General features: G+C 72.8%; 21 protein-coding genes and 1 riboswitch. Of the genes, 7 read left to right on the forward strand and 14 right to left on the reverse strand.

The features are described 5' to 3' along the window. Positions 1–187: 187 nt before the first annotated feature. Positions 188–379 carry a Flp family type IVb pilin gene (locus Q9S36_RS26500; protein WP_311287828.1) on the forward strand — a complete coding sequence of 64 codons (192 nt, stop codon included), beginning with the start codon at positions 188–190 and terminating at the stop codon, positions 377–379. Between the two features lie 84 nt (positions 380–463). Continuing rightward, positions 464–628 (forward strand): Flp family type IVb pilin, encoded by a 165-nt coding sequence (locus Q9S36_RS26505; RefSeq protein ID WP_311287829.1) that lies wholly within the window; start codon positions 464–466, stop codon positions 626–628. Here the strand turns inward: Q9S36_RS26505 and Q9S36_RS26510 are convergent. The 10 genes from Q9S36_RS26510 to Q9S36_RS26555 form a co-directional block, all read right to left on the reverse strand. Then, the gene (locus tag Q9S36_RS26510; protein WP_311287830.1) at positions 618–1,859 is read right to left on the reverse strand and encodes a M48 family metallopeptidase; all 1,242 of its coding nucleotides are present in this window, start codon (positions 1,857–1,859) and stop codon (positions 618–620) included. The genes Q9S36_RS26505 and Q9S36_RS26510 overlap by 11 nt on opposite strands. Beyond that, positions 1,856–3,040, reverse strand: coding sequence for a hypothetical protein (locus Q9S36_RS26515; RefSeq protein WP_311287831.1), 1,185 nt, complete (start codon positions 3,038–3,040; stop codon positions 1,856–1,858). The genes Q9S36_RS26510 and Q9S36_RS26515 overlap by 4 nt, the downstream gene beginning before the upstream one ends. A gap of 61 nt (positions 3,041–3,101) precedes the next feature. Further along, positions 3,102–4,022, reverse strand: coding sequence for an NlpC/P60 family protein (locus Q9S36_RS26520; RefSeq protein ID WP_311287832.1), 921 nt, complete (start codon positions 4,020–4,022; stop codon positions 3,102–3,104). A 78-nt stretch (positions 4,023–4,100) separates the two neighbouring features. Next, positions 4,101–4,269: riboswitch (cyclic di-AMP (ydaO/yuaA leader) on the reverse strand. A 117-nt stretch (positions 4,270–4,386) separates the two neighbouring features. Continuing rightward, on the reverse strand, positions 4,387–4,593 hold the full coding sequence (locus Q9S36_RS26525; protein WP_311287833.1) for a hypothetical protein: 207 nt from the start codon (positions 4,591–4,593) through the stop codon (positions 4,387–4,389). Positions 4,594–4,662: 69 nt separating this feature from the next. Beyond that, positions 4,663–5,904, reverse strand: a complete 1,242-nt coding sequence (locus tag Q9S36_RS26530; protein ID WP_311287834.1) for an NYN domain-containing protein — start codon at positions 5,902–5,904, stop codon at positions 4,663–4,665. A 15-nt stretch (positions 5,905–5,919) separates the two neighbouring features. Further along, positions 5,920–6,195 (reverse strand): hypothetical protein, encoded by a 276-nt coding sequence (locus Q9S36_RS26535; protein WP_311287835.1) that lies wholly within the window; start codon positions 6,193–6,195, stop codon positions 5,920–5,922. A 52-nt stretch (positions 6,196–6,247) separates the two neighbouring features. Continuing rightward, positions 6,248–7,147 (reverse strand): lysylphosphatidylglycerol synthase domain-containing protein, encoded by a 900-nt coding sequence (locus Q9S36_RS26540; RefSeq protein ID WP_311287836.1) that lies wholly within the window; start codon positions 7,145–7,147, stop codon positions 6,248–6,250. A gap of 31 nt (positions 7,148–7,178) precedes the next feature. Then, positions 7,179–7,883: a class I SAM-dependent methyltransferase gene (locus Q9S36_RS26545; RefSeq protein ID WP_311287837.1), complete on the reverse strand. Its 705-nt coding sequence runs from the start codon at positions 7,881–7,883 to the stop codon at positions 7,179–7,181. Continuing rightward, complete coding sequence (locus Q9S36_RS26550) at positions 7,880–9,880, reverse strand: hypothetical protein (RefSeq protein ID WP_311287838.1); 2,001 nt, start codon at positions 9,878–9,880, stop codon at positions 7,880–7,882. Before Q9S36_RS26550 ends, Q9S36_RS26545 begins: the two co-directional genes overlap by 4 nt. After that, entirely contained in the window at positions 9,877–10,794 is a 918-nt protein-coding gene (locus Q9S36_RS26555) for a glycosyltransferase family 2 protein (RefSeq protein WP_311287839.1), read from the reverse strand. Before Q9S36_RS26555 ends, Q9S36_RS26550 begins: the two co-directional genes overlap by 4 nt. A gap of 114 nt (positions 10,795–10,908) precedes the next feature. Between Q9S36_RS26555 and Q9S36_RS26560 the strand changes: the two genes are divergently transcribed. Continuing rightward, positions 10,909–12,693, forward strand: a complete 1,785-nt coding sequence (locus Q9S36_RS26560) for a DEDD exonuclease domain-containing protein (protein WP_311287840.1) — start codon at positions 10,909–10,911, stop codon at positions 12,691–12,693. 27 nt (positions 12,694–12,720) lie between these two features. On the opposite strand, the gene Q9S36_RS26565 is transcribed toward Q9S36_RS26560, so the two are convergent. Beyond that, on the reverse strand, positions 12,721–12,999 hold the full coding sequence (locus Q9S36_RS26565) for an Lrp/AsnC ligand binding domain-containing protein (RefSeq protein WP_311287841.1): 279 nt from the start codon (positions 12,997–12,999) through the stop codon (positions 12,721–12,723). 169 nt (positions 13,000–13,168) lie between these two features. Here Q9S36_RS26565 and Q9S36_RS26570 point away from each other — a divergent pair, with 169 nt between their 5' ends. Genes Q9S36_RS26570 through Q9S36_RS26580 form a run of 3 tightly spaced genes read left to right on the forward strand, consistent with a single transcriptional unit; the run spans position 13,169 to position 19,383 of the window. Then, the gene (locus tag Q9S36_RS26570) at positions 13,169–17,329 is read left to right on the forward strand and encodes an Ig-like domain repeat protein (protein ID WP_311287842.1); all 4,161 of its coding nucleotides are present in this window, start codon (positions 13,169–13,171) and stop codon (positions 17,327–17,329) included. A gap of 42 nt (positions 17,330–17,371) precedes the next feature. Next, entirely contained in the window at positions 17,372–18,001 is a 630-nt protein-coding gene (locus tag Q9S36_RS26575; protein ID WP_311287843.1) for a hypothetical protein, read from the forward strand. Continuing rightward, positions 17,998–19,383: a hypothetical protein gene (locus Q9S36_RS26580; RefSeq protein ID WP_311287844.1), complete on the forward strand. Its 1,386-nt coding sequence runs from the start codon at positions 17,998–18,000 to the stop codon at positions 19,381–19,383. The genes Q9S36_RS26575 and Q9S36_RS26580 overlap by 4 nt, the downstream gene beginning before the upstream one ends. Positions 19,384–19,386: 3 nt before the next feature. Here Q9S36_RS26580 and trpD read toward each other — a convergent pair whose 3' ends face one another. Genes trpD through Q9S36_RS26595 form a run of 3 tightly spaced genes read right to left on the reverse strand, consistent with a single transcriptional unit; the run spans position 19,387 to position 21,827 of the window. After that, positions 19,387–20,418, reverse strand: a complete 1,032-nt coding sequence (gene trpD, locus Q9S36_RS26585; protein WP_311287845.1) for an anthranilate phosphoribosyltransferase — start codon at positions 20,416–20,418, stop codon at positions 19,387–19,389. Between the two features lie 42 nt (positions 20,419–20,460). Next, the gene (locus Q9S36_RS26590; RefSeq protein ID WP_311287846.1) at positions 20,461–20,871 is read right to left on the reverse strand and encodes a hypothetical protein; all 411 of its coding nucleotides are present in this window, start codon (positions 20,869–20,871) and stop codon (positions 20,461–20,463) included. A gap of 26 nt (positions 20,872–20,897) precedes the next feature. After that, complete coding sequence (locus Q9S36_RS26595) at positions 20,898–21,827, reverse strand: cytochrome c oxidase assembly protein (RefSeq protein ID WP_311287847.1); 930 nt, start codon at positions 21,825–21,827, stop codon at positions 20,898–20,900. Between the two features lie 66 nt (positions 21,828–21,893). Here Q9S36_RS26595 and Q9S36_RS26600 point away from each other — a divergent pair, with 66 nt between their 5' ends. Continuing rightward, the gene (locus Q9S36_RS26600) at positions 21,894–22,541 is read left to right on the forward strand and encodes a heme-copper oxidase subunit III (RefSeq protein WP_311287848.1); all 648 of its coding nucleotides are present in this window, start codon (positions 21,894–21,896) and stop codon (positions 22,539–22,541) included. Positions 22,542–22,629 lie beyond the last annotated feature (88 nt).

Here is a 22,629-nt window from a genome sequence, read left to right on the forward strand (position 1 = left end):
CCGACGGGCCTCTCCGGACGTGCCACCCGGGGCGTCGGCGAGGGTGGTCGCAAGATAGTCACATCGGACTACGCAGCACCGGCCGTTCACCCGATTCGTCGGCCGCGGAAGTCGAGCAGAGTATTCCTCGACGGGTCCTCGTGGGCTCGGGACTCATCAACACCGACTTTTCTACAAGGGGAATCACATGATCGAGAAGCTCCAGTTCATGACCATCATGCTCGTCCAGGACCTGAAGGCCAAGCGCGACGAGCGTGGCGCCACCGCGGTCGAGTACGGCCTGATGGTCGCCCTCATCGCCATCGTCATCATCGGCGCCGTCACCCTCCTGGGTGGCAACCTGAAGACCCTCTTCAGCAACATCGCCGCCTCGATCTGATCGAAGATCCCCGCGGTTTCTCGAAGGCCGGTGCCGTGGTCGTCCACGGCACCGGCCTTCGTCTTCCATCACGAGGTGAAAGCCATGAAGCTTCCTGAGCTCCCCGAGCGGGAGGAGCGCGGCGCGACCGCGGTGGAGTACGGCCTGATGGTCGCCATGATCGCCATCGTCATCGTCGGCGCCGTGATGATCTTCGGCCAGGGCGTCGTCGCCCTGTTCTCCATCCCGGCCGGCATCTTCAGTCCCTGACAGACCGTGCCACGGCGTCGGCCAGCGCGAGTCGCTGCAGCACGGTGGGGTGAGATCCCCACCACCACTGCGACCACGCCGGCGGCGTCGGGTCCGCCAAGGACCGCCGTGCCAGCATCACCTGCATCTCCCTGAAGGCGACCGGGTCACCGGTCGCCTTCAGTGCGTCCACGTCCGCCCGCGTCTCGATGCGCCGACTGATGCCGTTCTCGACCGGGCTCGCCAGCTGGGAGCCGACGGCCAGCAGGGCCATCACCAGGGGCACCGCCGAGACCCGCCTCATCCGCTCCCCGCCGACGAGGACGCCGAGCAGCCCGACGCCGAAGGCTGCGCCCAACGCGCCCAGCACCGTGCCGGTGAGCACGTCGTCGTGGCGCGCGTGGGCGAGCTCGTGGGCCGCCACCGAGAGCACCTGGTCCTCGGGCAGCGACTCGACGAGCGTGTCGTAGAGCACGACGCGGCGAGTCCCCGAGAAGCCGGACACGTAGGCGTTGAGCGTGGTCGTGCGTCGTGAGGCGTCGGCGACGAGGACGTCGTCGACCGGCACCCCCTCCTCCGCCGCCACCGCGAGGACCTGGGTGCGCAAGCGGCCGTCGGGCAGCGACGTGAACGAGTTGTAGAGCGGCTCGACGACGAGCGGGTAGACCAGGGAGCCGACCACGACCAGGGCGGCCGCGAGGGCCGCGGCGACCACCACCCACGCCCGCTGCCACCGGCGGGCGACGCCGACGAGCACCAGCAGGCCCAGCGACGTCACCACGACGTCGACGGCGGCACCGGTGGCCACGTCCCGGGCGTAGCCCCACCAGGACTGGGTGGAGAGACCGTGCTCGAGGCGGTGCTGCTGGAGCGCGACGCCGAAGGGCAGCGCAACCGCACGGAGGACCAGCGTCACGAGTGCGACTGCAAGCGGCACCTGGACCCACCAGCGGCCCGGCAGCCGGCGCGTGAGGCGCTCGCGGACGCGGGACGAGGCGAGCACGCCGACCACCGCGAGCTGGAGCGCGAGCCCGGACCAGCTCCACAGCCGCGACCAGGAGGCGTAGTGCTCCCCCGCCGCGACCTCCGCAGCGGTGAACGCCGACCCCACCGGGACCGGGTCGGGCGTCCCTCCGGGGACGGGGTCCCACGGGACGAGCCATGCAGCCGTCACGACGAAGGCAGCGCCGGCGAGGAGCATCACCCCCACAGCCGCGCGTCGGTCGCGGGCACGGGGGGTCGGGCGGCTCACCCGGCCAAGTCTTGCAGGCGGGTCCGCCACGCCCGGGTCAGCTCCGGCAGCGGCAGGCCGGCGCGTGCGAGCACCCGACCGACAGGCGTGCCGGCGGCAGCGGCGTCGTACACCTCCACGAGGCCGCGCTCCCCCAGCCGCTCGGCGACCACCCGGCAGGCCAGCCACGCCTGCTCGTAGCGCGCCTGGAGGTCGGCGGCCCGGGTGTCGAAGTCGGCGGCGGCGGGCAGTGCGCGCGGCACCCCGTCGCGCCGGGCGAGGTCGATCGCGCGGCCCAGCGTCGTCGACTCGGGCAGGTCGACGTCGCGCAGGGCGACGTAGTCCGCGAAGCCCTCCAGCAGCCACGGCTCGGCCGGACTCCCGGCGGCGCCGGTGGCGACGTGCACGAGCTCGTGGCTCATCACGACCTGCGCACCGGCGCGGCGGAGGCCGGCGGTGACCTCCGGGTTGACGAAGACGTGGACCGGGGCCCCGGGCTCGGGCGTGCCTGCCGTCGTGGTCACCGCGGCGATCCCGGCGTAGGTCCCCGGCGTGGCGCCGAGCGTCTCGTCGAGGTCGGCGGCGCTGGCCGGCACCTCGACGACCACCGGAGCGGACCAGCCGGGCAGCACCCGGCGCACGACGCGGATGCCGGTCTCGACGCGTGCGGCGACCGCGGCGGCGTCGGCGCGGGACCCGTCGGCCAGCACCAGCACGCCGGGGGCCTCCACGACCGCGAGCGCGCCGCGCAGCCACAGCGGCACGCGCCCCGGCCCGTCGGCGGGGCCACCGCCGAAGCCGGCGATGGCCAGGCCGTCGCCCGACGGCGTGAAGGCGACGCAGACGTCGGCCCGCGACGGTGCGGCGTCATGGGTGCCGAGCTGCCAGGTGACCTCGGCGACCCCGGTCCAGGCACCGTCCTGCGTGACCGTCCCTGCCTGGTCGACGTAGCGCGCGGTGACCTCGCGCAGGTCGAGCGCGGCGGCGTTGCGACCGATGCCCCGGAGCAGGCCGGCCGCGGCGTCGTCGCCCTCGGGGGCGAGCGCGCCCAGTGCCTGCTGGTCACCGGAGCGGAGCGCCATGATGAGGTGCTGCAGCACGGCCGTGGCCTCGGCTGGACTCGCGCGGGGTACGTCGACGGGGCCGGTGTCGACCTCGTGCCGCGGGTCGCGCAGCAGCAGGGCGAGCGCCAGCGTGGCCACCAGGCACAGCGAAAGGCCGGCCGCCCACAGGAGTGGACGACCGGCCTTCGAGGTCGGCGTGTCAGCCAGGGCGGACCGCGCCGACGTAGGGCATCGAGTAGAGACCCGAGACGGCGACGCCGGTGCCGGGGTTGGCGGCGTGGACGATCATGCCGTTGCCGATGTACATGCCGACGTGGCTGATCGGGCTGTAGTAGAACACCAGGTCGCCGGGCTGCAGGTCGCTGGCCGCGATGTGCGGGCCGGAGCCGTACTGGGCGCTCGAGGAGTGCGGCAGGGACACGCCGGCCTGGGCCCAGGCGCGCATCGTCAGGCCGCTGCAGTCGAAGGCGTTCTCGCCCATCGCGCCGTAGACGTAGGCGTCGCCGACCTGGGCCATGGCGTACTGGACGGCCGCGGCCGCGCGACCGGACGCCGGGACCGAGCTGGGCATCCGGGAGACGCCGCTGCGCGAGGCGAGCAGGCGCTCGCGCTCCTCGGCCTCGAGGTCGGAGAGCAGGCTCTTGGCCTCGGCCAGCTTGTCGTCGACCGTCTCCTTCTCGGTGCTCAGCTGCTCGGTGAGCTCGGCGATCTCGGTGGTGCGGGCGTCGGTGGCCTCGCGCCGGATCTCGAGGGCCTCGAGCTCGGTGTCGTAGTCGGAGAGCAGCGATGCCTGGAGGTCGTTGAAGGACGACATCGTCGACAGCGTGTCGAGGAAGGACCCCGGGTCCTCGGACACCACGATCTGCCCGACGGTCGAGATGCCCTCGCCCTCGAGCTGGCGCACGACGGCGTCGGAGACCTGGTCGCGGACGGCGTCGAGCCGCTCGTCCTGCCGGGCCTGGTCGGCCTTCAGGCCGGCGAGGTCGCGGCGGAGGTCGGCGAGCTCGAGGTTGGCGTCGTGGAGGCGCTCCTGCGCCGCCTCGGCCTCGTGGTAGAGGCGGTCGACCTTGGCCTTGACGTCCTTGATGTCGGGGTCGGCCTGCGCAGGGGTCGCAGGCACGAGAGCGATGGCAGCGATCGCGGAGAGACCAAGCACGGTCGCGCCAGCTCGCTTGCGGGTGTGAGCCACGAGCGGGGGAACTCCTCGGGGTGTCGTACGCCTACCGGGTGAGCTGACGGGTTCGGCACGACGTGTCCTACCCCTGCTCCACGCACCGCTCGCGCAGTGCGCCTCACAGGGGATTCACCCCAGGGGGAAGTGTGGTTCCCCGGCTCACAGACCACGGGTGGTGCGGGGGACGTGGGCTGCAACTCGGCGCGACGCCCGCGCGGGTCCGGGTGACCCACTTCCACGAGCGCCAGGGACACCCTAGACCGGGATCGCGGGCCCCGCCAATCTTCACCACGATTCGTCGACGGGCGTGTCAGGCCGACTCGATGACCGGCCCTGCGACCGGGTCGACGAGCCGCAGCGGCGGCACCAGTCCCCCGGAGGCCAGCGCGTCGAGCGCGGCCATCTCGTCCTCGTCGATGGTCAGCTCCGGCGGGGGCCCCAGCAGCACGCTCACCACGCAGTCGTGGCAGTGCAGGCCGCGCACCACGCAGGTGTCGCAGTCGATCCGTGTCGTCATGTCCCACACGGTGGCAGGGCCCACCGACAACGCCCCCTCCGGCGTGTCGCGGCGCGTCGGGACGACGCCTCAGGCGGACACCGACCCGAGCAGTGCCGAGGTGGGCAGCACGCGTGCGCCGGACCGGGTGAGGTCCTGGGCCAGGGCCCGGTCGTCGGTCACCGCGACGACCACCCGCCCCCGGGGCTCGGCCGCCACCAGCTGGCGGATCACGTCGTCGGCGATGACGTCGGCCGGGCTGAAGACGACCTTGACCCCGCGCGGGGCGGGCATCACCGTGCGGCTGGCCGCCGACGCCGCGTCGAAGACGACCGTGGTCTCCGCACCGGTGCGGGCCACGAGCGGCCCGAGCGCCGTCACGAGCCGGCTCCGCTGCGCCTCGAGGCTGGCGGTCGGCCACGCCTGCTTGGTCACGTTGTAGCCGTCGACGAGCAGCCGGGCCCGAGGCAGCGCGAGGGTCTGCTCGAGCACCGCAGGAGTCCCAGGGGCGCTGGAGGCGGGGGCGGCGTGGGGCACGGCCAGCGAGGCCTCGACGAGGTCGCCCGGCGTGCCCTCGACCGCCGGGAGCCCGAGCTCGCGCCGCAGTCCGGTGGCCGCCTCGACCACGGTCTCGAGCAGGTAGCGCGCCCGGACGGTGGCCTGGTCGCGCTGGGCGCGCCCGTCCCGGCGGGACGCGGCGAGCTCGCCCTCGGCCTGCTCGACCTGCGCGCGCATCCGGCGTACGTCGGCCTCCGCGGCGGCGACCGCGGCGTCCGCGGCCGAGGCGGCGGCGTCGCGGGCCGCCAGCGCCTGGTCACGCTGCTCCTCGGCGTCGCGCTGGGCCGTGCGCGCCTGGCCCAGCCGCTGGCGCAGCACCTTGTGGTCGGCGCGCATCGCCTCGACCTCGCTGCGGTGGTCCGCCCTGAGCGACGCGAGCTCGGCCTGCAGCGCCGCGACCTGCGCACTGAGCCGGGCGACGTCACCGTGCACCCTGTCGTCCTCGGCGTCCGCGCGCTCCAGGTCGGCGACGACGTCCCGGACGAGCGACTCCCACCCCTCGTCACGCACGAGCCACGCCCGCGCCGCGGCGTCGACGGGGTCCTCGCCGTCCGCAGGCACGGCCGCGACCTGGACGGCAGCGTGGGCACGGAACCCGTCGTCGGCGAGGGCCGCCCAGATGGCGGGAGCGCCGAGCCGGGCACGGCGCGCGGGCGCGAAGCCGGCGACCTTGCGCAGCGGTGCCGGCACCGGCGTCACCGACGGCAGCACGGCCGACACGAGCGCCACCACCCGGAGGCGGAGCCGCTCAGGCAGCTGCTCGGCGTCGGTCACGGCCGTGGGGTCGGTTCAGCCCGCTGCCGGGTCGGCAGCCGTGTCGGCGGTTGCGCGGTCGACGACCTCGATGGCGTCGGCGCGACCGCACCAGCGGCAGGAGACCGTCTCGACGACCTCGGAGAGCACGGTCTCCTCCTCGACCCGGTGCTCGCCGGCGAGGTCGAAGTGCCAGTACTCGGTCGTCCGACGCGTGCGGGTCACGTCGAACCGGGTCAGGTTGCCGCACCCGGCGCAGCGCCACCTCTCACCCTCGGCGGGGACACGAGGGCCGGCGTTCTGGTCGGTCACGATTCACTCCTGAGTGGGGTGGGTGGGACGGGGTTCGCGGTGCGGCGCCAGCCTAGTGGCCGGGGGTCGGCCCACCGGACGGCCGCCGGGCGTCGGACGCGCGCACCACCAGCCACGCCGCGCCGGCCACGACGAAGTCCGCCACGGCGTGCAGCAGCCGGGCGACGAGGGCGACCATGCCGGCGGGCCCGGTGCCGAGCACGGGTGCGAGCAGCACGACCAGCACCCCGTCCCGTGCGCCGAGGCCGGCGGGGGCGACGGGTACGGCGACGCCGGCGGCGTGGGCGACCGCGAACGCGCAGCCGAGCGTCAGCGCCGTCCGGGCGTCCACGTCGGGGGCGAGCGCGACCAGCGCCAGGGCGTAGCAGGCCCACACCGGGACCATGAGCGCGGCGGCGACCAGGCTGTGGTGCAGCGTCCAGCCGCACTCCGCCCCCGCGACCCGGCGGCCCACGGCGCGGTGCACGGCGGGGACCAGGCCGACCACGCCGACGAGGAGCGCCACCGACACCACCCAGGCGGGCAGCCCGGTCCACCAGCCGAACAACCCGGCGAGCAGGAGGCCGCTGGACACATGGGCGCCGAGGAACAGCACGGCTGCGGCCGCCGGGACGCGCGGAGGCAGGCCGCGACGCGCACCCAGCGCGCCCTGGGCGGCGAAGGACCACACGGAGCCGGGGATGTACTTGCCGAGCTGGGCGACGAAGAACGGGGGCACGACCTCGCGCACCGGGCCGCCGAGGCCGAAGGCGCCGAGGGCGACCCGCCACACGGCGCCGGTCACGACCAGCCCGACCAGGACGAGCGCCCCGGCGAGGGCGACCTGCGCGGGAGCGACCTGGTCGAGCGCGCGGCGCAGCTCGTCACCGGAGTCCCGCCACGACCACCACGCCCCGACCACCACCGCCACGAGGAAGACCCCGCGCAGCAGGTTCCAGACGGGGCCGGTCACGCCGCACCGCCGGCGACGCCCGCCGTGGACCTCACGAGGCCCGCGACCTGCGGATGAGCGCGGTCCTCGTCGGGTAGGGCAGGGAGGGCGTCAACCCACGGGTCCACCTGACCTCGATGCCGGGCTGCGCCGAGATCGCGTCGCGGTAGCGCCGGCGGTCGACGTTGTCGAACACGATGAGGCCGTCCTCGGCGAGGTGCCGGACGGCACGGACCAGGCACGCCTCGCGCGCACGGCCGTCGATCACCACCAGGTCGAAGACACCGTCCTGGTCGTCGACCGCTGCGACATAGGCACCGAAGTCGAGGCCCTCGAAGCCGGGCTTGCGCGAGCGGACCGTCGAGGCGGGCGACGCCGGCACCGGGGGGACGGTGAGGACCCGTACGCCTGGCCCGGTGAGCGGCCGCACCTGGTCGGCCCACTCGGCGTCGTGCTCGACCGCGACGACCTCCGCCGCCCGCCGTGAGAGCCACGCCGTCGAGGCGCCCGACCCCCACTCGAAGACCCTGGCCCCCGGGTGCTCGGCGAGGTGGGCGGCCACGAGGTCCGCCGACTCGAACGTCCACCACGGGGTGTCGAGGGCGACCAGGTCGCGCACGTCGTAGATGGCGAGCAACGACCTCACCCACCGACCGGTGCGGGACCGACGGGCCCACGCGTCGAGCAGCCGCAGCACACCCAGCGCGCCGAGCACGCTGCGCACGGCACGCACCACGGAGACGTAGGCACTCCTCATGGGACGACACCCTCCACCTCGACGTGCGTGAGGCGCGCCGGGCCCCCGCTCGCGACGAGGGTCAGCACCACGTTGCCCGGCTCCCCCACCTCCGGCAGGTCGGCGGGCGGGCGCACCAGCCACCCGTCTCCGGACGCGGTGGCGGGGGCCGGCACGTTGTTGACGAGGAAGTCGACGTCGCCGTCGGCGCTGCCCGCGAGCCGGATCGCGAGGCGGCCGGGCAGCTCGTCGAGGTGGACGCCGAGGCTCGCACGGTCGTGCACCGTGATGTCCGGGTCTCCGCCGTCGCCGCTCCACCCGCCGAGGAGGTACGTCGCACCGTGCCCCTCGCCGTCGACGGCGAACGGCCCCTCGTAGTCGGGCACCACGAGCGGGCACAGCAGGGCGCGGCTGGCCACCACCTCGGTGACGAACCGGAGGCGGGTGACCCGGCCGATCTCCTCGCAGCCCTCGGGCGACGGGTCGTCGTACACGACCAGGGCCACGAACTCAGAGGCGACGTCGGGGCCGGCGGGGTCGCGGTCGGCCGGGAGGAAGGGCTGGAGGACGCTCAGGGCGCCGGACGTGCCGCAGTCGCGGCCGACGTCGAGCCACGACTGGCCGCCGTTGGGCATCTGCCGCCACGGCCTGGCGTCCTCGTCGAGCTTCGCGCCGCACACGACGAACGCGCCGCTCGGGACGTCGTCGGCGTACTCGCGGAAGCTGGCTTGCCAGAAGTCGGCGGCGAGGCCGAGGTCGGCGGCGTCCGAGAGCGGGTTGGCGTAGGAGTAGCCCAAGGGGAAGAGCTGCACCTGGACCGCGACGGGGACCGCGAGCCCGACGGCGGCGACGCCGGCGACGAGCCCCCGGCCGCGGCGACCCGGCACGTCGCCGAGGACCTGGGCGATCCCGGCGGCGACCAGGACGGCGACGGCGGGCGCGGCGAAGAGCAGGTGGCGCAGGCCGCCGTTGAGGGACGGCACACGGATCATCAGCAGCACGGGCAGGAGCAGCGCCTGCGCGAGCACCAGGCCCATGAGCAGGTCGCGCGAGGTCCAGCCCTCGCGCCGACGCGCGACCCGGCCGCGGAACCGGACGAAGCAGCCGACCAGCCCGAAGAGGAGGAGCACGACCGGGACGGTGCACATGATGTAGAGCGGGATGTAGCCCCAGAAGCGGGCACCGTGGTAGCCCGCGGACTCCGAGGTGGCGCCGAGCGCCCAGCGCAGGGGGTGCAGGAAGACCGACGGGTAGACGGCCATCAGGACCACCAGGCCGGCGAGCGCCCCGAGCGCGGCGTCGGTGAGCCGCCACCAGTGGGCGGAGCGGTCCCGACCCAGCAGCGCGACCAGCCCCAGCAGGCCCACCGCGGCGGCGAGCCCCGGCCAGATCGCCGGCCGCGTACCGACCGCCAGCACCACGCCGCCCGCGAGGAGGACGACGGCCGCCGCGCGACGGCGGCGCGCCGGGCGGGTCGCCGTCGCGAGCAGCATGCAGGCGAGCGTCACGAACGTGTAGCCGGCCGCGACCGGGACGTCCTTGACGTTGAACATCGCGTGCCCGCTCCACATCGGCAGCGCCGCCAGGACCGCGCACGCGACGACCGCCCAGCGCCAGGACGCCGAGACCATCCGGGTCATGACGGCCGTCGCGCCGAGGGTGCACAGCGCCAGGAAGGCGACCCCGAGGTGGCGTACGACGTAGGCGTCGGCCGACGCCGAGACCTCGGACCACGCCTCGTTGCCGACGGCCACGTTGAGCAGGTGCAGGAAGAGCGCCGCGACGGGCGCGTAGACGTAGGAGTCGCTCACCCAGGCCCCCGGTCCGGTGGGGCCGAGGTCGTCGTCGAGGAGGTACCAGCCCTGGTCCAGGTAGTTGCGCAGCCGGACGACGTGGAACGTCTCGTCGACGGTGACGCCGATGCGGACCGTGCCGACCACCGTCACGGCGGTGCCGGCCACGACGGCCGCAGCGCACAGCCAGACGAACCACCGGGGCGGCTGGCCCCAAGGGCTCATGCGCCGGCCCGGTTCGACCTGTTGCGGGCGTGCACGACGAGCTCGGCGAGGAGCCCGAACAGCGTGAGCTGGAGCCCCACGACGGTGAGCAGCACGCCGGCCAGCAGGAGCGGGCGGCCACCGATCGCGTCACCCGTCAGCTTCACGCCGGTGAGGTAGAGCAGGACCCCGATCCCGAGGAGGAAGCACACCGCACCGATCCCGCCGAAGAGGTGGGAGGGCCGGTTCTCGTAGGACATGAGGAAGCGGACGGTGAGCAGGTCGGAGAAGCCGCGCCAGAAGCGCGCCGGCCCGTACTTGCTGCTCCCGCTCATCCGCGCGTGGTGCTCGACCGGCACCTCGGCGACCCGGTAGCCGGCCTGGTGGGCGATGACCGTGAGGTAGCGGTGCATCTCGCCGTAGAGCATCGGGGTGACGTCGCGCGCGACGTCGGCGCGCATCACCTTGTAGCCGGAGTTGAAGTCGCGGCCGGGGGCGCCGGACAGCCGGCCGGTCGTCCAGTTGTAGAGCTTGGAGGTGTTGCGCTTGACGAAGCGGTCCTGGCGCTTGAGCCGGGCGCCCGTGACGAGGTCGGCCTCGCCGAGGGCGTCGATCAGCCGCGGCAGCTCGGCCGGGTCGTCCTGCCCGTCGGCGTCCATCATCACCACGACGTCGGCGCCCTCCTCGAGGACCTGCGTGAAGCCGTGGTCGAGCGCGGCGGCCTTGCCGAGGTTGCGACGGTGCTGCAGCAGCGCGACGCGCGCGTCCTCGGCGCCCAGCTTCGCCACGACCTGCGCGGTGTCGTCGGTGGAGCCGTCGTCGACGACGAGCACCCGCCAGTCGCCGGCGAGGTCGGCCAGCGTGCTCATGACCCGTGGGATGAGCACCGCCAGGTTCTCCGCCTCGTCCAAGGCGGGGATGACGACCGAGATCACAGGCTCCACCCTTCGTCGTGCATGCCGTCATGCACCAGTCAAACGGGGCTCAGTGTGCCAGCAACCGGGCGCGTCCCACGCCGGATTGTCGGACGTCGTGTCTACGGTCGAGCCATGGGCACGACCATCATGCGGTCTGCGACGTCCCGGTGGGAGGCGCAGCGCACCTTCGACGAGCTGGGGCGGCCGCTGCGTGACCTGACCTTCTGCGTCGTCGACCTCGAGACGACCGGTGGCTCCGCGGCCGGCGGCTCGATGATCACCGAGATCGGTGCCGTGAAGGTGCGTGGCGGCGAGGTGCTCGGCGAGTTCCAGACCCTGGTCAACCCCCACACCGAGATCCCCGCGTTCATCGCGGTCCTGACGGGCATCACCAACTCGATGGTGCACGACGCGCCGCCCATCGAGTCGGCGCTGCCCGCCTTCCTCGAGTTCGCCGAGGGGTGCGTGCTCGTGGCCCACAACGCGCCCTTCGACGTCGGCTTCCTCCAGCACTTCGCCGCCCGTCAGGGTCGCACCTGGCCGCGGTTCGAGGTGCTCGACACCGCCAAGCTCGCGCGCCGGGTGATCACCCGCGACGACGCCCCCAACTGCAAGCTCTCCTCGCTGGCCAAGGTCTTCGGCTCCGCCACCACCCCCAACCACCGCGCGCTGTCCGACGCGCGGGCCACCGTCGACGTGCTGCACGGCCTGATGGAGCGCCTCGGCGGCCTCGGCGTCCACACCCTCGAGGAGCTCCAGACCTTCTCCGCGCGGGTCTCGACCGCGCAGCGGCGCAAGCGGCACCTGGCCGAGGGCCTGCCCCACGCCCCGGGCGTCTACCTCTTCCGCGACGAGCGCTCGCGGGTGCTCTACGTCGGCACCTCCCGCGACCTGCGCACCCGCGTCCGCACCTACTTCACCGCCTCCGAGACGCGCAGCCGGATGGGCGAGATGGTCGGCCTGGCCGCCTCGGTCACCGGCATCGAGTGCGCCACCCCGCTCGAGGCGGAGGTGCGCGAGCTGCGCCTGATCGCCGAGCACAAGCCGCGCTACAACCGCCGGTCCCGCTTCCCGGAGAAGGTGCACTTCGTCAAGCTCACGCGGGAGGCCTGGCCACGGCTGTCGCTGGTGCGCCGGGTCCTCGACGACGACGCCGACTACCTCGGCCCGTTCTCGTCGAGGAAGACGGCGGAGAAGTGCCTGGCCGCGCTGCACGAGACCTTCCCGGTCCGCCAGTGCAGCGGGCGACTGCCGGTCGTGCCGTCCGGGTCGGCCTGCGTCCTCGCCGAGATGGGCCGCTGCCTGTCTCCGTGCGACGGCACGGTCGACGCCACCGCCTACGCCGCCGTCGTGCGCCAGCTGCGCGACACCCTCCTGCGCCGCCCCGACCAGGTCGTCGAGGCGATCAACGAGCGGATGCAGGCGCTGGCCGAGGTCGAGCGCTTCGAGGAGGCGGGCGTGCACCGCGACCGGCTGTCGACGTTCGTGCGGGCCGCGGCCCGCACCCAGCGGCTCTCCGCGCTGACCCGGTGCCGGGAGGTGGTCGCGGCGCGCCGCGAGGACGACGGCCGGTGGGCCGTGCACGTCGTGCGCCACGGCCGGCTCGCGGCGGCCGGGGTCATCCCCCGCGGCGGTGACGCCCACCAGTTCGTCCGCGAGCTGCGGGCCAGCGCCGAGACCGTGCAGGGTGCGCCCGGCCCGGTGCCGGCCGCCACCGCCGAGGAGACCGAGCGGATCCTCCGCTGGCTGGAGTCTCCGGGGATCCGGCTCGTCGACGTCGAGGGCGACTGGGTGTGCCCGGTGGCGGGGGCCGCCCGCCACCTCGCGGTCTACGACGCGGTCAACGAGTCCCGCCTGTCGCTGACGCCGTTCGACGAGCAGCGGCTGCCGTCGCCCGTGCACCGCCCGGTGCGCTGACCCCGACGGCTCCGGGGGTGGCGCCGCTCAGTCGAGGCCGATGCTGAACGCCGACTCGAGGTCGTGGCGCGAGTAGGTCCGGAAGGCGATGTGGGTCTCGGTCTCGGTGACGCCCTCGACCTTGTTGAGCCGGTCGGCCACCACCGACGCGACGTCGTCGTGCTCACGCACCCGCACCAGGGCGATGAGGTCGATCTGGCCCGTCACCGAGTAGACCTCGCTGACCCCGTCGAGCGCCGCGATCGCCTCGGCGACCTCGGGGATGCGGGCGACGTCGGCCTTGACGAACACGATGGCGGTGATCATGACGCCACCGTATCGCCGCGGGCTCGCGGGTCCCACCACGCGACCACCCCACCCGATCGGTCACATCGACTAGTCATTTGTGACTAGGGCGTGCCTGTTTGCCGGTCAGCGCCGGACGGCGACACCTAGCGTGGCGAGGTCATCACGTGCCCACGAGGGGATATCAGGCATGCCACGCAGGTTCTTCGGGTCATTCACACGCGCAGCCGCGGTCGCGGCACTGTGCCTGGGACTGACGATCGTGCCCACGGCGACGGCGCAGGCGGCGCCTGCCGCGCCGAGCGGCCTGGCGGCCAGCGGGGCCCCGATCCCGACCCTGACCTGGGACGCCCAGGCGGGCGCGACCAAGTACCGCGTGCAGGGCTCGGAGAACTCGTCGTTCTCCCCGCTCGTCTTCAGCCAGGAGACCACCGGCACGTCCTACACGCCGAACCGGATCCTGCGCTCGGGCACGCTCTACTGGCAGGTGCAGGCCGTCGACGCGACCGGCACCAGCCCTTGGACGTCGTCCTCGACGACCATCGCGCCGCTGACGGTCCCGGCCAACGTCAAGGTCTCGCCCGGCCAGCAGGTCCTCCCGCCCGTCTCGCCGCCCGTGATCTCGTGGCAGCCGGTCCCCGGCGCGATCTCCTACGAGGTCGAGATGGACGCCGAGGGTGACGGCGTCGGCGGCACCGTCAAGGAGGTCAAGACGACCTCCTTCGTGTGGCCCGACCCGCAGGGCGTCGGCGAGAAGTCCGGCAGCGAGGACTACTTCGTGCGCGTGCGCGCCGAGTTCGAGAACGCGCTGCAGAGCGACTGGACCGACTACACCTCCTACGACGTGGCGCAGCTGCCGCCGGTGACCTCCGCGAGCTGCGGCGCCAAGCTGGTCTGCGCCCCCAACGCGAGCACGGGCGCCGTGCGCCCGCGCGTCGAGGTGCAGGACGTCGTCTTCGACTGGGACCCGGTGAAGGGTGCCAAGGAGTACGAGATCTGGGTCGCACTCGACCCCGACTTCAACACGCAGATCGAGAAGCGCAAGGTGCTCTCGACCCGCTACTCCCCCACGACGACGTACGACAACAACGCCTACTACTGGAAGGTCCGCGCCTACAACGCGGCCGGTGAGCCGACGCCGTGGCCCGCCACCCCGAGCGTCTTCGACCGTCGCTGGCCGTTCGCGCCGTCGCTGGTCTACCCCCCGGTGTCCGACACCTCGCCGATCGACGACGACCTCTACTACCAGTGGTCCCCGGTGCGGCACGCGACCCGCTACGAGCTCGTGGTGAGCCAGGACCGGTTCTTCACCGAGGGCCCGCTGACCAAGAAGTGCTACACCGACTCGACCACCTACACGCCCGGCTTCCAGGGTGACCAGTGCATCCCCAACCAGGGTGCCACCACCTACTGGCGCGTGCGCGCCCTCGACAACCCCAAGGGCGTCAACGGCGTCTACTCCAGCACCGGCAAGTTCGTCTACGACAGCGGCCGGATCCAGCCGATCGCCCCGGCCAACGGCAGCACCGTCAAGGTGCCCACCTTCCGCTGGCAGCCGAGCCCGGACGCCAACGAGTACCGCATCCGCGTCACCGGCTCGGCCGGCACGGTCACCGCGACGACCTCGAACCTGTCGTGGACGCCCACGGAGCTGCTGCCGAGCGACAACGACACCGCCGACCCCGGCCGCAACCCCGACCTCTTCAGCTGGGACCTGACCGCGGTCGACGGCAACGGCAAGCTCTCGGCGACCTACCCGATGGGCACCGTGCTCGTCGAGGAGGCACCGATCCCCGCGGGGGCGGCGCCGCTGACGCCGAACCCGCTCGCGTCCGGCCAGATCTCCTCGCGGTTCCCGGCCCTCAGCTGGCAGCCGTGGGCCTCGAGCGTGGCCAACCCGGTCCACTACCGCCTCTGGGTCTCCGACACATCCGGGTACTGGGTCGCCGAGACGCAGACGCCGATCCTCAGCAAGCACCTCGCCTACCCCGCGGTCACCGACCTCTCGTCGTACTTCCTCAACCCCGGCACCCGCACGTGGCGGGTCGAGGCCGTCGACACGAACTCGGGAACCACCCTGGGCTATGGCCCCACCTCGACCTTCACCATCACCGAGCCGGCCGCCGCCACGGGCCAGCACGTCGCCCTCGACGGCGCCGCGCTCGACGCGGACAACAGCTGCAAGAAGCGACTCGTGGTGAACGGAGGAGTGACCGACGAGCAGACGGTGTGCGCCGGCATGTCGGCCACCCCCGTCCTCGACTGGGACTCCGTGCCCGGTGCCGGCGGCTACCAGGTCTACGTCGCCGAGGACCCGGACTTCACGAACATCGTCTACGACGGCATCCAGACGGTCGCCTCGCGGTGGACGCCGTCGGAGCAGCACAACCCCAAGGCGCTGCCGGACAACGAGTCGGGCCCGGCCTACTACTGGTACGTCCGTCCCTGCAGCCGCGTGATGCCGACCATCAACTGCGGACCGGGCCCCTCGGGCTCCGTCGACTCGGGCACCAACGCCTTCCGCAAGGTGTCCCCGCGCGTGGCGCTGGAGGCACCGGCCAACAACGCGACCATCGGTGACCAGATCACCTTCCGCTGGACCGACTACCACCTCACCAACCAGTCCACCGCGCCGACGTACGGCGGCTCGCGCCCGCCGTACCAGACCGCGCAGCGCTACCGCCTCCAGGTCGCGCGGTCCGCGACGATCACCGACAGCAACACCATCGACGACGTCATCGTCGACCAGGCCACCTACACCGCCTTCGCCTCGACCTACCCCGAGGGCGACCTGTGGTGGCACGTGCAGGCGATCGACGCGAACAACAACCGCCTCGCCTGGTCGGAGACCCGCAAGCTGGTCAAGGCCACCCCGGCCACCAACCTCGACCCGGGCGTCACCAACGCGCCCGAGCGTGCCGAGGTCGACCCGGCCGCCCGCCCGGCGTTCAACAGCCACGTGGCCGCCGGCAGCACCGTGTTCCAGTGGACCGCCCAGAGCTTCGACACCACGTGGGAGCTCGAGGTCTACAAGAACGACGACACCGTGCCCTCGACGGGCAACCAGATGTTCCGCACGGTGACCAAGCAGGCCGCGTTCGTCCCGCCGACCCCGCTGCCGCCGTCGTCCGAGCCCTACCGCTGGCGCGTGCGTCGCACCGATGTCGGCGGCAAGGCCGGCCGCTGGTCCGACCTGGGCCGGTTCTGGGTGGACCCGCTCCCGGTCGCGCTGGTCAGCCCCACCGACCAGGCGGGGATCCAGCCCGTCGGCGCCTCCTTCACGTGGACGCCGTACGCCGCCGGCTCCACGCAGGCCTCGCGGTACGCGGTGGACATCGAGCCGACGACCACCGGGGCCTCCAACCCCCCGGTCGTCCTCACCTCGGCGACCGCCTGGACCTCGCCGACGAGCCTGGCCGACGGCACCTACACGTGGACGGTCAAGGCCCTGGACGTCTCCGGCAAGGAGATCGGCACCAGCCAGGCACGCACCTTCACCGTGGACACCGCCCTGCGGGCCCTGACGCCGGCGCAGATCTCGGCGCCCACCGGCTCCGCGGTCGGCCAGACGCTCACCAGCACGCCGCCGGTCTGGAACCAGCCCGACGTGCAGATCAGCTACCAGTGGCTGCGCAACGGCGCGGCGATCAACGGCGCCTCAGCGGCCAGCTACACGCTGACCACGGCCGACTACGGTGCCGCGGTGTCGCTGCGGGTCATCGGCAGCAAGCCGTCGTACAGCAGCGGCGCGTCGGTGAGCAACCAGGTCGCCGTCACCGCGGGCGGGGCGCTCCAGAACGTCGGCGCACCCAGTATCTCCGGGTCGGCGGCGCCGGGCGGCACGCTCTCGGTCAGCACCGGTCTCTGGTCGCCGGCCGCGAACAAGTTCCGCTACCAGTGGCTGCGCCAGGGCTCCCCGGTCAGCGGCGCCACCGCGTCGACGTACAAGATCTCGGCGGACGACGCCGGCAAGGACGTCTCCGTGACGGTCTTCGCCTCGGCCCCCGGCTTCAACGAGGGCGCCACCACCACGGCCGCCGTCGCGGTCGGTCGGATGAAGTCCTCGGTCTCGGGCACGCTGAAGTCCAGCCGGGTCAAGCTCAAGAAGGCGGCCAAGCTCGGGGTGACCGTCACGGTTCCCGGCCTGACCACCCCGACCGGCGTCATCCAGGTCCTCGACAAGGGCAAGAAGGTCGCCCAGATGACCATGGCGCCGGTGCACAAGGGCAAGGCGACGATCAAGATCAAGAAGCTCAAGAAGGGCAAGCACAAGCTGCAGGTGGTCTACCTCGGCAACGCCCAGGTCTTCGGCTCGAAGTCGAAGAAGATCGTCCTCTACGTGGTCAAGTGACGCATCCCCTGAGCCGGTCACGGCGGGAAGTAGGCTCCCGCCGTGACCTGGCTCGCTGACCACTGGCTGGACCTCCTGGGATGGGGCGGCAGCGTCCTCCTCGTCTACTCGCTCCTCCAGGCCAGCGTGCTGCGGCTGCGCGTCCTGAACGCCGTCGCGTGCGTGATCCTGGTGGTGTTCAACGGCGTGCTCGAGGTCTGGCCGATGGTCGGCATGAACGTCGTGCTGGTCGCGATCAACCTCTGGTTCATCGTCACGATGCTGCGCCAGCGCCACGACGAGAAGGCCTTCGAGGTCCTCCAGGTCGGGCCCGACGACGAGTACCTCCGCCACGTCCTGCGTGTGCACGGCGAGGACATCCTCCGGTTCAACCCGGACTTCGTCCACGACCCGGGCGACACCCACGACGCCTTCCTGGTCCAGAAGGGCGACGAGACCGTGGGCGTCGTGCTGCTCCGCGAGGAGGGTGAGACCGGCAACGTGCTGCTCGACTACGTCACGCCCCGCTACCGCGACTTCTCCCCCGGCGAGTTCGTCTGGCGCCGCAGCGGCCTCCTGGCCGAGCACGGCATCCGCCGGGTCGTCACCCCGCCCTCGATGGTGGGGGCCTACTACGACCGGCTCGGGTTCCGCCGCGAGGGCGAGTCCTGGGTGCTGGAGCTGCCCCGGTGATCACCTTCGTCATCCGGCGGGCCTTCCCGCTGCTGGCGCTCGCCGCCACGCTCGTCCTGCTCGTGCGCCAGCAGGCGGTCCCCGAGGCCGGCAGCGACGCCTGGCTCCACCTGCGGCTCGGCGACGAGTTCCGCGGCGGGTGGTCGCTCGTGCACCCGGGACACCTCAGCGGCTTCGACAGCGCCGCGTGGTACCCGAGCCAGTGGCTGTCCCAGATCGGCATGTCCGCGATGGCCGACGCCTTCGGGCTCGCCGGCGTCATCTGGCTCGCCGGCGTGCTGGTCCTCTGCCTCCCGGTCGGGATGTACGTCGTCTGCCGGCGCTGGGTGGCCCCGCTCCCCGCCGCCATCGCCGCGGTGACGGGCACCTTCGCGGCCGCACCCGGCTTCTCGGCCCGCCCGCAGGTGGTCAGCTACCTCCTCATCCTCCTCGTGACCTACGTCTGGCTGCTGACGGTCCGCGACCAGCGACCGCGCTGGTGGCTGGTCCTCGTGGCCTGGGCGTGGGTGCCGTTCCACGGCATGTGGGTCGTGGGCGTGTCGGTCGGTGCGGCCGCCGTGGTCGGCATCGCCCTGGCGCGCACGTGCGACCGGCGCCGGCTCCTCCAGCTCGCGGCGATCCCGCTGCTGTCGGCAATCGTGCCGGTGCTGACGCCGCTGGGCGTCCACGCCTACGGCGCCGTGGTCGGCGTCAGCGCCCGCAACGCCCAGCTCACCGAGTGGGGTCCGCCCGACTTCACCTCCCCCAACACCATCGCGATGGCGGTCATGGTGGCGGTCGTGCTCGTCTCGGCGCTGCGCGGCGAGGCCCTCGACTGGCCGACCGTGATGCTGCTCGGCCTCGGCATGGCGTGGGGCTTGTACTCCGTACGGACCACGATCGTGGCCGCGATCATCCTCACCCCCCTGCTGGCCATGGCGCTGCAGCGCCTCGTGCCGCACGTCGGCCGGATGGGTCGCCGCGAGCTCGCCGTCGTGGGGGCCATCGGCCTGGTGGCCACCGTCGCGCTGGGCTTCGTCGCCGCCCAGCGCGGTGACCGCTCCCCCGTCGCCCCGTGGGTGGACGAGCGGCTCGACGCGATGCCTGCGGGGACGAAGGTCCTCAACGACTGGGAGCTCGGCCACTGGGCGCTCTGGCGGCACCCCCAGCTCGCGCTGGTGATGCACGGCTACGTCGACGTGTTCACCGTCGACGAGCTCGAGCGCAACATCGGCATCGCCACGCTCGCCCCGACGTGGGATCGCGAGGTGGCGGACCTGGACGTCGACTACGCGATGGTCGACCCCGACTCACGGCTGGGCTACGGCCTCACCGAGCTGCTCGGCTGGACCGAGGTCGAGGGCGACGACGACTTCGTGCTGCTGACGCCGCCTGCGTCCTGACGGTCAGCCTCGGGCCGACGCGGCCACCCAGCGCTCCAACGCCTCGGCCGCGGCCCCCGAGTCGACGGCCTCGGCCGCACGCGTGATCCCGGCGGCCAGCGCCGGCTCCACCTCCTGCTCCGGGGTGCCGTGGACCGCGAGCGCGGCGCCGGCGTTGAGCAGCACCGCGTCGCGCACCGGGCCGCGCTCCCCCGCCAGCACGCGGCGTACGACGTCGGCGTTGTGCGCGGCGTCGCCGCCTCGCAGGTCCTCGGTGGTCGCCGCAGCGAGGCCCAGCGACGCCGGGTCGACCACCGTCTGGGTGACTCCGCCGTCACGCACCCGCCACACCGTGGAGGTGGTGGTGGTCGTCAGCTCGTCGAGCCCGTCGTCGCCACGGAAGACCCAGGCGTCGACGCCGCGCTGGGCCAGGACGCCGGCCATCACGGGCGCCATCCGGGGGTCGGCGCAGCCGATGGCCTGCGCCTGCGGCCGGGCGGGGTTGGTGAGCGGGCCGAGGATGTTGAAGGTCGTGGCGATGCCCAGCTCGCGCCGCGGCACGGCGGCGTGCCGCATCGCGGGGTGGAAGGCGGCGGAGAAGCAGAAGGTGATGCCGGCCTCCTCGGCGACCTCGGCGACGCGCGCCGGGCTGAGGTCGAGGCGGATGCCGAGGGCCTCCAGCACGTCGGCCGAGCCGGACTTGGAGGAGGCCGAGCGGTTGCCGTGCTTGACCACCCGGGCCCCGGCACCGGCGGCGACGATCGCCGCCATCGTCGAGATGTTGACCGACATCGACCGGTCGCCACCGGTGCCGACGACGTCGAGCAGCCGGCCGGGGACCGAGATCGGGTTCGCCGCGGCGAGCATGGCGGCGGCGATGCCGGAGACCTCGTCGACGGTCTCGCCCTTGGCGCGCAGCGCCACCACCAGCCCGGCGAGCTGGACGGGGGTCGCCGCGCCGGCGAACACCTCGTCCATGGCCCATCGCGCCTGCTCGGTGGTCAGGTCGTCACCGGCGACCAGCGTGGAGAGGACATCGGGCCACGTGTGGGACATGGCCTCAGGCTAGTGGCCGCGCCGGGAGTCGCCCGGCCCGGTTCAGGACGTGGCCGGGACGTTGCTGCGCAGCAGGCCGATGACGGCCTCGGCCAGCTGGATCGGGTCGATCGGGTGCGAGACCGCGGCCTCCGCGCGCGACCAGGTCGCCAGCCAGGCGTCCTGCGGCCGGCCGGTCAGCACCAGCACGGGCGGGCACTGGTAGATCTCGTCCTTCAGCTGCTTGGCGATGCCCATGCCGCCGGCGGGGACTGCCTCGCCGTCGAGGATCGCGAGCGAGATCTCGCCGGAGTCCATGTTCTGCAGGACGACGGGCTCCGTCGCCACCTCGACGTACTCCAGCTCGGGGAGGTCGGGGTGGGGGCGCCGGCCCAGAGCGAGGATGACCTGCTGACGGGTGGTGACGTCGTCGCTGTAGACCAGCACCTTCAACGGCTTGGTGGAGTCGCTCACGGGACCATCGTATCCACGTCCACGGCTCACGCCCGCCCGGCACCCCGCCGCTCGGCGAGGTCGAGGCGGCGGTCCTCGCGCGAGGCCTCCTTGATCGACTGCCGCACCCACTGGGTGAAGAGCACCGCGAAGAACAGCACGCCGATCAGGTCGCCGCTCGCCCAGAGGATCCCGCCGGCCAGGTGCTGGTCCTCGAGCGCGGGCGGCAGCCACGCGCCCATCGGCCCCTCGCGCAGCGCGAGGTAGTGCTCGCCGCCGATCAGGGTCGTCTGCCCCATGATCGTCACGCCGAGGAAGGCGTGGAACGGGAGCGTCATGATCGTCAGGAGCACGCGGAACGGGTAGCCCACGCGGCCCGGCAACGGGTCGACGCCCATCAGCGGCCAGAAGAACAACGTGCCGACCAGCACCAGGTGCACGTGCATCATCTGGTGGACGAACGCCGAGTCCAGGCTGGCGTCGTACCAGGGGCTGAAGTAGAGCGCCCACGGCGAGGCGACGTAGAGCACGAACGCCAGCGGCGGGAACGCCAGCACCTTCGCCACCGGGGAGTGGAGCACCGCCAGCAGCCACCGCCGCGGGGCCGCGGGGAGGGTGCGCAGCGCCAGCGTCACGGGCGCGCCGAGCGCCAGGGCCAGCGGCACGACCATCGACAGGATCATGTGCTGGACCATGTGCACGCTCAGCAGCGTGGTGTCGTAGCGGCCCAGCCCGGACGAGGTGGCGACGAAGAACGACCCCATGCCGAGGCCCACGAACGCGAGGGTGCGCCCCACCGGCCACCGGTCGCCGCGGCGGTGCAGCGCGACCACGCCGAGGACGTACAGCCCGACCGCCCACACGGTCACCACGAACGGGATCGGGTCGATGCCCCAGTCGGTCAGGACGCTCCCGGGCGTGAATCGCGGGAGGGTCTCGGAGGCCTCTGCGGAGAGCACGGGCGAGGGGATCAGCACCCTGTGAACTTTATGACGCGACAACACGGGGGGCCGGGGTGCCCTCGTTCCGCCACAGCAGCCATAATGGCGCCTGTGGCGACTGCAACAGCGATTCCGGCATCCCGTCTGCACGGGCACCACGACCGACCGAGCATGGTCAGCGTGGGCACGATCATCTGGCTCTCGAGCGAGCTGATGTTCTTCGCCGCGCTGTTCGCGGCGTACTTCACCATCCGCGCGGTGAGCCCCGAGCTCTGGGCGCAGGAGACCGAGAAGCTCAACGTGCCGTTCTCCACGGCCAACACCGCGATCCTGGTGGCGTCCTCGTTCGCCTGCCAGTGGGGCGTGTTCGCCGCCGAGCGCGGGCAGGTCGGCCGCACCGGCGGGCTGCTCAACTTCACCAAGTGGGGCCTGCGCGAGTGGTTCGTCCTCACCTACGTCATGGGCGCGATCTTCATCGGCGGCCAGGCGCTCGAGTACGCCGAGCTCATCCACGAGGGCGTGACCATCCCGAGCTCGGCCTACGGCACGATGTTCTACCTCACCACCGGCTTCCACGGCCTGCACGTGACCGGCGGCCTGATCGCGTTCCTCTTCGTGCTGGGACGCACCTACCTCGCCCGGCGCTTCACCCACGAGCAAGCCGTCACCGCGATCGTGGTGTCCTACTACTGGCACTTCGTCGACGTGGTGTGGATCGGCCTGTTCTTCACGATCTACGTCATCAAGTAAGCAAGCTCCCGAAATCCCATACCGTCGCAACCGGCAAGGACTCATCGTGCGTGTGCTCAACCGAACCGCTGGTCGCCTCTCCCGGCAC

The sequence above is a fragment of the Microbacterium sp. ARD31 genome (assembly GCF_031844425.1).

Bases quoted from the DNA above. Each gene is read 5' to 3' on its own strand.
- Q9S36_RS26500 (WP_311287828.1), top strand. From the start codon at position 188: ATGATCGAGAAGCTCCAGTTCATGACCATCATGCTCGTCCAGGACCTG.
- Q9S36_RS26600 (WP_311287848.1), top strand. From the start codon at position 21,894: ATGGCGCCTGTGGCGACTGCAACAGCGATTCCGGCATCCCGTCTGCAC.
- trpD (WP_311287845.1), bottom strand. From the start codon at position 20,418: ATGTCCCACACGTGGCCCGATGTCCTCTCCACGCTGGTCGCCGGTGAC.
- Q9S36_RS26570 (WP_311287842.1), top strand. From the start codon at position 13,169: ATGCCACGCAGGTTCTTCGGGTCATTCACACGCGCAGCCGCGGTCGCG.
- Q9S36_RS26565 (WP_311287841.1), bottom strand. From the start codon at position 12,999: ATGATCACCGCCATCGTGTTCGTCAAGGCCGACGTCGCCCGCATCCCC.
- Q9S36_RS26545 (WP_311287837.1), bottom strand. From the start codon at position 7,883: ATGAGGAGTGCCTACGTCTCCGTGGTGCGTGCCGTGCGCAGCGTGCTC.
- Q9S36_RS26550 (WP_311287838.1), bottom strand. From the start codon at position 9,880: ATGAGCCCTTGGGGCCAGCCGCCCCGGTGGTTCGTCTGGCTGTGCGCT.
- Q9S36_RS26525 (WP_311287833.1), bottom strand. From the start codon at position 4,593: ATGACGACACGGATCGACTGCGACACCTGCGTGGTGCGCGGCCTGCAC.
- Q9S36_RS26505 (WP_311287829.1), top strand. From the start codon at position 464: ATGAAGCTTCCTGAGCTCCCCGAGCGGGAGGAGCGCGGCGCGACCGCG.
- Q9S36_RS26560 (WP_311287840.1), top strand. From the start codon at position 10,909: ATGGGCACGACCATCATGCGGTCTGCGACGTCCCGGTGGGAGGCGCAG.